Annotated in this window: 10 protein-coding genes and 1 other RNA gene; 2 read left to right on the top strand and 9 right to left on the bottom strand. The window is 54.6% G+C overall.

Annotated elements, in window-relative coordinates; all coding sequences use genetic code 11:
- Nucleotides 1–129: 129 nt before the first annotated feature.
- From AALG83_03255 to AALG83_03290, 8 genes are all read right to left on the bottom strand, one after another.
- On the bottom strand, nucleotides 130–1,914 hold the full coding sequence (locus tag AALG83_03255) for a YgiQ family radical SAM protein (protein MEY8382167.1): 1,785 nt from the start codon (nucleotides 1,912–1,914) through the stop codon (nucleotides 130–132).
- Between the two features lie 67 nt (nucleotides 1,915–1,981).
- An RNA gene (rnpB, locus tag AALG83_03260) (RNase P RNA component class A) lies at nucleotides 1,982–2,323 on the bottom strand.
- A gap of 10 nt (nucleotides 2,324–2,333) precedes the next feature.
- Nucleotides 2,334–3,056, bottom strand: coding sequence for a C4-type zinc ribbon domain-containing protein (locus tag AALG83_03265; GenBank protein ID MEY8382168.1), 723 nt, complete (start codon nucleotides 3,054–3,056; stop codon nucleotides 2,334–2,336).
- Nucleotides 3,057–3,110: 54 nt separating this feature from the next.
- A complete protein-coding gene (locus AALG83_03270) occupies nucleotides 3,111–3,920 on the bottom strand; it encodes a Nif3-like dinuclear metal center hexameric protein (protein MEY8382169.1) in 810 nt (269 codons plus the stop codon).
- A gap of 1 nt (nucleotide 3,921) precedes the next feature.
- Nucleotides 3,922–4,584: a class I SAM-dependent methyltransferase gene (locus AALG83_03275; protein MEY8382170.1), complete on the bottom strand. Its 663-nt coding sequence runs from the start codon at nucleotides 4,582–4,584 to the stop codon at nucleotides 3,922–3,924.
- Nucleotides 4,585–4,768: 184 nt separating this feature from the next.
- Entirely contained in the window at nucleotides 4,769–5,899 is a 1,131-nt protein-coding gene (gene rpoD, locus AALG83_03280) for an RNA polymerase sigma factor RpoD (GenBank protein MEY8382171.1), read from the bottom strand.
- A gap of 34 nt (nucleotides 5,900–5,933) precedes the next feature.
- Nucleotides 5,934–7,679, bottom strand: a complete 1,746-nt coding sequence (gene dnaG, locus AALG83_03285; protein ID MEY8382172.1) for a DNA primase — start codon at nucleotides 7,677–7,679, stop codon at nucleotides 5,934–5,936.
- A gap of 32 nt (nucleotides 7,680–7,711) precedes the next feature.
- Complete coding sequence (locus AALG83_03290) at nucleotides 7,712–8,731, bottom strand: deoxyguanosinetriphosphate triphosphohydrolase (GenBank protein MEY8382173.1); 1,020 nt, start codon at nucleotides 8,729–8,731, stop codon at nucleotides 7,712–7,714.
- Between the two features lie 188 nt (nucleotides 8,732–8,919).
- Here AALG83_03290 and AALG83_03295 point away from each other — a divergent pair, with 188 nt between their 5' ends.
- Both AALG83_03295 and AALG83_03300 read left to right on the top strand, forming a co-directional pair.
- Nucleotides 8,920–9,606, top strand: coding sequence for an ATP-binding cassette domain-containing protein (locus AALG83_03295; protein MEY8382174.1), 687 nt, complete (start codon nucleotides 8,920–8,922; stop codon nucleotides 9,604–9,606).
- The gene (locus tag AALG83_03300) at nucleotides 9,599–10,516 is read left to right on the top strand and encodes a SufD family Fe-S cluster assembly protein (protein ID MEY8382175.1); all 918 of its coding nucleotides are present in this window, start codon (nucleotides 9,599–9,601) and stop codon (nucleotides 10,514–10,516) included. The genes AALG83_03295 and AALG83_03300 overlap by 8 nt, the downstream gene beginning before the upstream one ends.
- Before the next feature lie 95 nt (nucleotides 10,517–10,611).
- Here AALG83_03300 and recA read toward each other — a convergent pair whose 3' ends face one another.
- A complete protein-coding gene (recA, locus tag AALG83_03305) occupies nucleotides 10,612–11,634 on the bottom strand; it encodes a recombinase RecA (GenBank protein ID MEY8382176.1) in 1,023 nt (340 codons plus the stop codon).
- Nucleotides 11,635–11,638: the final 4 nt, after the last annotated feature.

Genomic DNA, 11,638 nt, shown 5'->3' on the forward strand with positions numbered 1-11,638 from the left:
TGCGAATCATTCGTATAATATATTTTTAGTGTATCCGCTTGCCTGGGCTCTTTGCATGGGAAACAACCACAACTACCCAATGATACAACGTATAGTTTACCATACCTATTTGCGCTGCGCAAGCAGTATTTACCCTTTTATCAGACACTTCTGCCCCGGGCCGATGAGATCTTCCCTGCCCGCTTTGATCAGTGCTTTTTTGACCAGCGGATAGTTTTCCGGCTTGTTGAACTGGAAGAGCGCCCTTTGCATAGCCCGCTCTTCCCGGGTTTTGGCCGTATAGACGGGTTTTAGCGTGAAGGGATCCAGCCCTGTGTAATACATGCACGTCGAAACCGAGCCGGGAGTCGGATAAAAATCCTGCACCTGATCCGGGATAAAACCGCTTTTGTTCAGATATTCCGCCAGCTCGATGGCATCTTTGAGTGTCGAGCCCGGGTGGGAACAGATGAAATACGGCAGCACATGCTGGCGCTTGCCCGCCCGCCTGCTGGCATCCTCGAACTTTTTCTTAAATTTCTCATATACCGCGATGTCCGGCTTGCCCATCAGGTTCAGCACCCGGCTGGAGCAATGCTCCGGGGCGACTTTCATCTGGCCGCTGGTATGATGGCAGGCTAGCTCCCGAATGAAGGTGTCGTCTTTATCCAGGACCGCGTAATCATAGCGCACACCCGAGCGCACGAATACCTTCTTGACGCCTGGAATTTTGCGCAAAGCCCGCAGGCTCTCCAGATATTTGCTGTGATCGACGATGAGGTTCGGGCAGGGCTTCGGCGCCAAACAGCGCTTGCCCGGGCACATGCCCTGCGTCTCGGCTTTTTTGCAGGAGAGCCGCGTAAAGTTCGCCGTGGGGCCGCCGACATCGTGAATATACCCCTTAAAATCCTTCTTTTGCGACAGCGCCTCGGCTTCCCGCACCAGCGACTGCACGCTTCGGCTCTGAATATAGCGGCCCTGATGGAAGAAGATCGCGCAGAAAGCGCAGCCGCCATAGCAGCCGCGGTTGGAAACCAGCGAAAACTTGACTTCCTTGAGCGCCGGAATCTCCTTTTGATAGGAAGGATGCGCTTCCCGGGTAAAGGGCAGCTCATAGAGATCGTCAAACTCCATCTCGCTGAGCGGCTCGGCCGGCGGGTTCTGCACCAAATACCGCGTCCCATGCTGCTGCACCAGCGTGCGCCCCAGCAGATAATCCTGTTCACGGTAGCTGGCCGCAAAGGCCTTCGCAAACGCCGTCTTATCCGCCGCCACCTGCTCAAACGAGGGCAGCATCACCTTTTCCTCATAGACTTGCTCCGGGCTTTGGGCCAAGTAGGCCGTGCCCCGCACATAGGTGAGATCCGAAACCGCAATTCCTGCCGCCAAGGCTTCGGCAATCTGCGCCAAAGGTTTCTCCCCCATGCCATAGACCAGCAAATCGGCCCCGGAATCCACCAGCACCGAGGGCATCACCCGGTTGTCCCAGTAGTCGTAGTGCGCCAGCCGCCGCAGGCTGGCCTCAATCCCCCCGATGATGATGGGCACATCCGGGTAGCACTCCCGCAGCATTTTTGAATAGACAGTTACCGCGCGCCTTGGGCGCAGCACTTCCCCGCCCGGGGAATACATATCGTATTTTCTGCGCACGCGGTTGGCCGAATAGAGGTTGACCATAGAATCCATATTCCCGCCGGAAACGAGAAAAGCCAGCCGCGGCCGCCCCAGCGCCTGATATGCCCGGCGGTCGCCATAGTTGGGCTGAGCCAGAATCGCCACGCTGTAGCCCAGGTTTTCCAGATACCGGCCAATCAGGGCATTGGCAAAGGAAGGGTGATCCACATAGGCATCCGGCGTGACCAGAATAAAATCCGGCTGGCCAATGCCCCGCTCCTCCAGCTCTTTTTTTGAGATCGGCAAAAACTTCCTGTACATCTTTTCTCCCTTTTCCATATCGGCAGATCTTTTCCTATAAAAAAACCACGGAGACCGTGGTTTTTTGCGTTTGAGCCGGACAATAAGCCGAGTTCTGTCGCGGATGGCCATCTGTCTTGGCTTGCCGTTGCCGGCAAGCTCTAGCGATTACATGAAGCTTAGCGGGCCGCTATTGAATGCTCCCATATCAATCTTGCACCAAGCGGGGTTTACAGGGAGCTTCTGTCGCCAGAAGTTCCGGTGAGCTCTTACCTCGCCTTTCCACCCTTGCATCCTGGCCTCGCCAGGGTTGCGGTATATCTCTGTTGCACTTTCCTTGGAGTCGCCTCCACCGGGCGTTACCCGGCGCTCTGCCCTATGGTGCTCGGACTTTCCTCACTCAAAAGAGTGCAGCCATCTAGTCCGCTCAAACAAAACCATTATAACACAATCAAAATTCTTCCGCAATTCTCGCAGTGCACCAGTTTATCCGAGTTTGCAACCGAAGAAGCCACGCCGGAGGGAAGCTGAATCTTGCATCCATCACAGCGGTTATCCCGCAAAACGGCTACGGGCGTCGGCCGAATCCCCTTGATGCGCCTGTATTCATCCAGCACTTCCCCCGAAATCCCCTGTCCTGCCTGCTCCAGCTTTTCTTCCAGCTCCTTGAGCTCTCCCGAGCCTGCGGCAACTTCCTTGTCGTACTGCACTTTGAGCTGATCATATTCCGCCTTTGCCGTGCGCATTTTGAGCAGAATCTCGCGAATGAGCTTATCCGTCTGCAAAATCTCCTCGCGGATTTTTGCGATCTCCGCGCGCACATGTGCCGCCGCATCCGAAATCTTCTCGCTGTTTTTGACCAGCTCCTGCACCAGCTTCTGATCCAGCTCGGAATCATCGCACTCGGAGTAATAGCCGATGTCCTTGGAAACTTCCTCCATCTCTTCCATCAGCTTTTTGCTCTGTGCATTCAGCTCGGTCAGCGCGTTCTGCTTGACCACCGCCTTGCTCTCGGCGTCCGAAATCTTGCCCTGGCTGTTTTGCATAAAGCGCTTGAGCTTTACCAGCTGCTTTCTCGTGGGAGTATCCTGTATTTTCCGTTTATAAGCATCCAGCTCCATATCCACCTGCTGGTATTGCCAAAGTTGCTGTAAGTTCTCCAAATTTATAACCTCCCTGTATATCAAATCTGCAACCGGTTTGCGGTTGCAGAAGCATTAACAAAACTCATACGGCCGCTTTTTTCTCTGCGGACACATTACCTCTATCTTAGAGTTTAACTCATTTTGAGCGTTTTGTAAACCTTCGCGCATCGCGCGGACAAAGATCTTCTCGGTGTCGTAGTGCCCCGCCTCGACCAGCGTCATACCCAAAATCTGCGCTTCGGCGTAGTAATTGTGCTTGACTTCCCCGGTGAGGAAGGCATCTGCGCCGGCCTTTGCCGCCTCTGCCAGAAACTCGCTTCCTGCCCCGCCGACACAGGCAACCCTGCAAATTTTTCTGCCGCTGTCTGCCATCCGCAGCACGGGAAGGCCCAGCGCCTTCTTCACTTTCTCCACAAACTCCGCCGGGCTGAGCGCCGCTTCATATGCCCCAATTACGCCAATCCCGCTGGCCATCTCTCCCTGCTCATCCCAGTTTTGCACAACCAGCGGCCACCGCTCCTCCAGCCCAAGCAGTTTTGCCAGCTGCTCATTCATCCCGCCCAGCGCGCAGTCGTAAGAGGTGTGCGCCGCGTAGAGGTTGAACCCAGCGCGCACTGCCTGCAAAAACAGCTGATCTACGGGCGCGGCACAGGAAAACTTCTTTTGCGCAGAAAACAGCAGCGGGTGATGCGAAAGAACCGTATCACAGCCGCGCTCTGCCGCCTCCTGCAAAGTTTCCGGCGTGATATCCAGGCAGACGAATACCTTCTCCACATGGTCGTGCTGATAGAGCGTCAGCCCGCTGTTATCCCAGTCATATGCGCAGGAGAGCGGCGCAATCCGCTCCACCAGCTCTGAAAACTTTCTTGCCGATATTGCCATACTATTTCTCCTCCAGCGCCCTCTGATAGAGCGCCAGCCGCTCCTTTGCCTTCTCTGCCGCCGGTGTTCCCGCTGCCGCCCTGGCGATCTGCCCCTGCACCATCGCCTCATGCTCCACATACCTCCGCCAATGCTCATTCCTCTGGCTATTTCTTCCAACCAGCAGTTCCATGGGCGAATAGGCCGGCTCCTGCCCGGCCCGAACTTTCAAAATCGGATAAAATTTTCCCTTTTCCCGGGAAATTTCCTCCCGCTCGATCAAAAATCCCGAATCATTCAAATACTGCCGCAGACTGTCCGGGTAGTTATGCGGGCAAAGCACCAGATAGCGCGCCGTCCGCGCCGCCCTCCAGCCTCGCTCCAGAATGCTCATCATCAGCGGGCCGCCAACGCCTGCGATGATAATGCCCTCTGCCTCTCCCGGCTTTAGCACGCCCAGCCCGTCGCCCAGCCGGCATTCCATTTGCCCGGTTAGGCCCAGTTGCTCTGCCAGCGCCTGTGCTTTCGCCAGCGATCCTGCGCTGATGTCCGCGGCAATCACCTTCTCTGCGCGCCCCGTCTGAATCAGCTCTGCGCATAGAAAGCCATGGTCGCATCCAATATCCGCCGCGACGCGGACCGGATCGCAGTTTGCCGCAATTCTGGAAAGCCTTTCGCTTTTCATATGCGCCTCTCTATCCTTTCGCCGTTTTTTATTGTTTCCAAATTCCCGGGCAGCTGTGCTGCAAATGCGCCTCAAAATAAAAATGACAGCTTGGCCGTCATTTTTATCTTTCCGCTATTGCAAGCTGGCCGGGCAAAGCGCATTTGCCAGCCGTTTCCATCTGCCGCTTTTCTATCCCCTGGCTCTACTCCAGATAATCCCGCAGTTTCTTGCTCCTGCTTGGATGGCGCAGCTTGCGCAGGGCTTTCGCTTCAATCTGCCGGATGCGCTCTCTGGTAACCTGGAATTCCTTGCCGACTTCCTCCAGCGTGCGGGCTCGTCCATCTTCCAGGCCAAAACGCAGCTTGAGGACTTTCATCTCTCTTGGCGTCAAGGTATCCAGCACGTCCATCAGCTGCTCTTTGAGCAGTGTAAAAGCCGCGGCTTCTGCCGGCGCCGGCGCATCTTCATCCGGGAGGAAATCCCCAAGATGGCTATCTTCCTCTTCGCCGATGGGCGTCTCAAGAGAAACCGGCTCCTGCGCGATTTTTAGGATCTCCCGCACTTTCTCTTCCGGGATATTCATCTCTTTTGCCAGCTCCTCGGGAAGCGGATCTCTGCCATATTCCTGCAAAAGCTGCCGGGAAACGCGCACGAGCTTATTGATGGTCTCCACCATATGCACAGGGATGCGGATCGTCCGCGCCTGATCGGCAATCGCCCGGGTAATGGCCTGGCGAATCCACCAGGTTGCATACGTCGAGAACTTATATCCCTTGGTATAATCGAATTTCTCTACCGCTTTGATCAGCCCGAGGTTCCCCTCCTGGATGAGATCCAAAAAGAGCATTCCCCTGCCGACATAGCGCTTTGCGATGCTGACAACCAGGCGCAGGTTTGCCTCTGCCAGCTTCTGCTTGGCAACTTCGTCGCCCTCGCCCATGCGAATGGCCAGCTCCCGCTCTTCCTCCGCCGTCAGCAAAGGCACTTTGCCGATCTCTTTGAGATACATCCGAACCGGATCATCAATGCTGACATTGCTCGGGACCGCGGATTCCAGCTCTTCTTTTGCCGTCTCCTCATTTTCGAGCTTTGCCGCGTCCTCATCGATGACATCGATATTCATCTCTTCCAGCGCCTCGTAAAGCTTTTCCATCTGCTCGGGCTTCATCTCAAATTCATCTAAGATATCGCTCATTTCCTTATAGGAAATGACACCCTTGGCTTTCGAGAGCTCTAAAATCTTCGCAATTGCTTCTTCCTTGGAAGCGATCTTGCCCTTCTGAGTTTTGGCGTTCTTTTCGGTTTTTTCAGTCCTCTGGACGTCTTTGCTCAATCTATTTCACCTTCTAAAAAATATTATCCTAAATCTATTTCAGCTTATGGAGCGCCTGATTGATCTGCGCAATCTCTCTGACCACTGCCGTCCGCTCTTTGTCTTCGGATTGCGCCATTTGCTGCTGAAGCCTCCGCTTTTTTTCTTCCAACCTCGCAATGCGGATTTTCTTCATCAAAGTCTCTGCATAGTCCTCTGCGCCCACTCCAATGGGCATTTTCACTTCCATGGCTTTTCCCAAAATTGCAGAGTCCTCCGGAAATACGGATATAATTTCGGCATAAGCAGGCAAAATTCCTCTTTTTATTTGCTCTTTCATGTAGGAAAGTATCTTTTGATAAACTTGGTTCTGAAAAATCTCCTGCTCCTGCGGCGCATCTGCAAACTGCTCCGCCAGCCTGGGGGATTCCAAAAGCAAATAGAAGAGCTTAGACTCATCGTCAATTTCTGTTTTTACTAAATTCTGCTCATCTTCCGGCAAATTATGCACAGTTTCTTCTGTTTTGCGCCCCATCTGCATTTGCAGGCTCTGGATGGACAGCCCAGTCTGGCCGGCCAGCAGGCGCAGATACCGCTCTTTTTCCAGCTCATTTTCCAGCTTTCCAATCTGCCCGACTGCCGCCGTGGCATACGCCACAATCTGATCGGCATTTTGCATATCATACTGCCGCTGCAGCCGTTTTAACTGAAATTCCATCGCCGAAAGCGCGGCAGATTTTGCCTTGGCAAAGCCCTCCGGCCCATAGGCCTTGGCATAGTCATCCGGGTCCATGCCGTCCGGCATCTCGATCACAAGCACAGTCAGCCCTTCTGCCTGCAAAATCGGGATTGCGCGATCCGAGGCGTTTTGCCCGGCATCATCCCCGTCGTAGCAGAGATAGACGGTGTTTACAAACTTCTTAATCAGCTTTGCCTGCTCTTTTGTCAGCGCAGTGCCCAGCGAAGCGACGGCATTTTTCACGCCAATGCCCGCCAGCGCCACGACATCCATATACCCTTCCATCAGGATGATATTGCTCAGGTTCCTCTGTTTTTTGACCTGATTGAGCGCATAGAGATGATAGCGCTTATTGAACAGATACGTCTCGCCCGAGTTGAGGTATTTTGGATTGCTGTCGTCCATCACTCTCCCGCCAAAGGCGATGACATCCCCAAAATGGCTCTGGATTGGGAAAATCGCGCGGTTGCGGAAAAAATCGTAAACGCGCCCGTCCCTTTGCCGGATCACCCCGGCATCCAGCATCTCCTTTTGCGAATAGCCCTTTTTGCTCAAAAACTGGTAGGCATCATCATAGCGATCCAGGGCGAAGCCCAGCCCATAGGAATTGACCTGCCCCAAAATCTTGCGCTTTTTCAGATATTCCAGGCCGGTTTGGCCTTCCGGCGTCTTTAGGTTCTGATGATAGTGCAGAGCCAGCTCCCGCATCATGCCATAGAGGCGCTTTCTGTATTCCTTTCTCTGCTGATAGCCGGTATCCTCCTGCGCTTCGGGCATCTCCATGCCCGCCCGATCCGCCAGCAGTGTAACCGCCTCCATATAAGAGAGCTTTTCATGCTCCATGATGAAGTTGATGACGCCCCCGCCCCGCTTGCAGGAAAAGCAGTAGAACATCTGCTTAGACGGGCTGACGCTGAAAGAAGGGTTCTTTTCCGCATGCCAAGGACAGTTCGCCCATAAATTGGCTCCCTTGCGCTTGAGCGGAACATATTCATTTATCACATCTACGATATCGCTTTTTTCAAGCAATCTCGCCAGCCATTCTTCGCTGAATCTCGCCATATCTTTTCCTTTGTATTCTATTTCCCTGCCGCTTAGAGCAGCGTCCAGCTATGCGGAATGAAAATCTGCTGGAAGCGCGTTACCGCATAGCGATCCGTCATGCCCGAGATATAGTCTGCCACGCAGGCCAGCGGCCCTTCCTCTTCCAGAAAACGGCCGTATTGGCTGGGCAGCTCTTCCAGATGCTCCAGATAGTATTCAAACAGCAGGTTGACGACTTCCTGCACTTTCTTTTCTTCTATTTTCGCGGCGCTGTCCAAATAAACTTTTTTGAACATATAGTCCCGCAGCTGCGCCGTCGCCTCTTCCACTTCCCGGCTCATATGCAGGGCGCCTTCGCCGCTTGCGCCGACGATATCCGTAATCATGCGGTTGATGCGCTCGCTGTGCGTATGCCCAAGCACATTCAGGCAGTCTTTTGGGAAATCATCGATTTTGACGATCCCCGCCCGCAGGGCATCATCCATATCGTGGTTTAAATAGGCAATGCGGTCTGCATAGTTGACGGCCATTCCCTCCAGCGTCGCAGGCTTCATCCCTTTTCTATGGTGATAAATCCCGTCCCGCACTTCAAAAGTCAGGTTAAGCCCCGTCCCGTTCTCCAGTTTTTCCACGATGCGCAGGCTTTGCGCGTTGTGCTCGAATTTCAGCTCCGGATGCCCGTTTTCCCGGTAATAGGCCGTAATCGCGCGCTCGCCGGCGTGCCCAAAAGGCGTATGCCCAAGATCGTGCCCAAGGGCGATGGCCTCCGTCAAATCTTCATTGAGAAGCAGGCAGCGCGAGATCGTCCTGGAAATCTGCGCAACTTCCAGCGTATGCGTGAGCCGCGTCCGATAGTGGCTTCCAACGGGGTTGATAAACACCTGCGTTTTATCTTTGAGCCGCCGAAACGCCTTGCTGTGCACAATCCGATCCCGATCGCGCATATATTCCGTGCGCACAGGGCTCTCTTCAATGCGCCATTGCCGCCCCCGGGTGTTCTCGCAGAGCATCGCGTATTTGGAGAGCGTCTCCCGCTCTCTTTGATAAAAAACTTCCCGCATATTTTCCATAATTATAGATTTGACGAAACCGGCCAAAATCCTTCTATTTTCCGATTTTTTCAGCGTTTTGCCCGGGAAAGGAAAATATTGGCGCATTGCTGCCCACCCTGTCATATTTCAGCGTTTTCAAGCAAATACATAGAAAAGAGAAAACAGGCGGCCTGCCGCTTTTCCAAACTCTATGAAAGGCCAAAAACGTGCTGATATTAGAAAATATCTCCTTTCGCCTGCCTGGGCGGGCTCTTCTTCAAGAGATCAATTTGCATCTAAGGCGCGGGAGCCTCACGGCAATCACCGGCCCCAACGGCGGCGGAAAGACGACGCTCGCCAAAATCATCTCCGGCATTGCCCAGCCGGCGCAGGGCCGTCTGTTTTTTGACGGCCAGGATATCACGCGGCTTGGGGTAACCCGGCGCGCAAAACTGGGTATTTGCCATACGTTTCAGCAACCCGTCCGCTTCCGCGGGATTTCCGTGCGCGATCTTCTGCTGCTTGCGGCCGGAGAAGGCGCCAGCGAAGAAAAACTGATCGAGCCTTTGGAGCAAGTGGGCCTCTGCCCGAAGGATTACCTGAACCGGGAGGTGGATGGGAGCCTATCCGGCGGGGAGATCAAACGCATCGAGATTGCCGGCGCTCTGGCCCGCGGCGCCCAGCTCACAATTTTCGACGAGCCCGAGGCCGGCATCGATCTATGGAGCTTTCAAAACCTCGTCCAAATTTTTCAGGCATTGCGCAGTCAGGGCAAAACCCTGCTCATTCTCTCGCATCAGGAACGCATTTTATCCATCGCAGACGAAATTTTTCTCGCCAAAGACGGCCATCTCCTGCCCTGCGGCCCGGAAGGCGCGCTTTGCCCAAACCATCCCGGGGGCTTTTATGAATAAAATTACCCAGAAACTGCTCTCCCTGCTCTCCTGCCGGCCAGACTCCCAAAAGGCCGCTTTCAGCCTGCGTGAGGACGGCGTTTGCGCCAGCCTTCAGAGCACGGAGCATATTGAGATCTCGCCCAAGCCGAGCAACGCCGGAATCGATATTCTCATAGCGCCCGAAGCAAAGGGAGAGACGCTCTATCTCCCTGCCTGCATTACCCGCAGTGATATCGAGGATACCGTGCGCAACGATTTCTACATCAAAGCTGGCGCCGAGATCACGATCATTGCCGGCTGCGGCATCCATACAGAGGGCGCCCAGAGCTCTCAGCACATCGGCAGGCACCGCTTCTTTGTGGAAAAGGGCGCCAAAGTGCATTATATTGAGCGGCATATCGGCATAGGCGGCTGCCCGGGTTCGCGCATTATCAACCCCAGCACCCAAATTGAGCTTGGCAAAAACAGCGAGATGCAGATAGATGCTGTGCAGCTAGAGGGCGTGGACAGAGCCAACCGCGATACCTCTGCAAGGCTCGCCCAGGGCGCCAAGCTCATCCTCCGGGAGCGGCTTCTAACCCAGCATAATCAAACTGCTCTTTCGGATTTCCAGGTGGAGCTAGACGGCAAAGATGCCAGCGCCGATCTGGTCTCGCGCTGTGTTGCCCAGGGCGCATCCAGGCAGTCCCTCCGCTCGCGGATCTATGGGAACGCCTTGTGCAGCGGGCATTCGGAATGCGACGCCATTCTCATGGAAAACGCGGAAGTGAGCGCTGTTCCCGAACTCATCGCGCGGCATCCTAAGGCGCGGCTCATCCACGAAGCCGCCATCGGCAAAATCGCATCCGAGCAAATTCTCAAGCTGATGACTTTTGGGCTGACCCGCCAGCAGGCCGAAGCCAAAATCATCCAAGGGTTCTTAAAATAATTCCATGCCCAAATGTTCTGCCGGCCAAGCCTGGAATTCATGCTTCAAATAAAAAGAGAGCCATCGGCTCTCTTTTTGCCTTTCTTCCAAAGCGCTTATTCCTGCGGCTTTTCTTCCGCTTTCCCGCCATTGAGCGGCTTGCCCAGCGCCTCGAAGATCTTCTCCTTCACTTCCTGCGCCACTTCCGGATTATCCTCCAGATACTGCCGCGCATTATCCCTGCCCTGGCCGATGCGCGCATCGTTATAGGAGAACCACGCGCCTGCTTTTTGGATGATATTAAACTGCACGCCCAAATTCAGCAGGCTGGCCGTATAGGAAATGCCCTTTCCATAGAGGATCTCGCATTCTGCCGTCTTAAAAGGCGGGGCAACTTTGTTTTTGACGATCTTTATCTTCGTCTTATTGCCCAGAATCTGATCGCCGTTTTTCAGCGCCTCACCTTTGCGCACTTCCATGCGGACGGAGGAATAGAACTTCAACGCCCGACCGCCCGGCGTAACTTCCGGGTTGCCAAACATGATGCCGACTTTCTCGCGCAGCTGGTTGATGAAAATGGCGACTGTGTTGGATTTGGAGATGGCGGCCGTCAGCTTGCGCAGCGCCTGGCTCATGAGCCGCGCCTGGGCGGCCATATGCGAATCGCCCATCTCGCCGTCAATTTCTGCTTTGGGCACCAGCGCGGCAACCGAGTCCAGCACGACGACATCGATGGCGCCGCTGCGGATGAGCGTCTCCATGATCTCCAGCGCCTGCTCTCCGGCATCCGGCTGGGCGACATACAGATTGTCGATATCCACGCCGAGGTTTTTCGCATAAACAGGGTCCAGCGCGTGCTCGACGTCGATAAACGCCGCCGCGCCGCCCAGCTTCTGCGCTTCGGCCACGACATGCAGAGAGACGGTGGTCTTGCCCGAAGATTCGGGCCCGTAAATTTCGATAATTCTTCCCCGCGGCAGGCCATTGATGCCAAGGGCGATATCCAGCTCCAGGCAGCCCGTCGGGATGGCGGAAATCTCCATATTGGCCGCATGATCGCCCAACCGCATGATGGCTCCCTTGCCGAATTGTTTCTCAATTTGCGCCAGCGCGCTGTCTAAAGCCTTTTCCTTATCCATAACC

The organism is Christensenellaceae bacterium 44-20 (genome assembly GCA_041223705.1).
GTDB lineage: Bacteria > Bacillota > Clostridia > Christensenellales > Christensenellaceae > QANA01.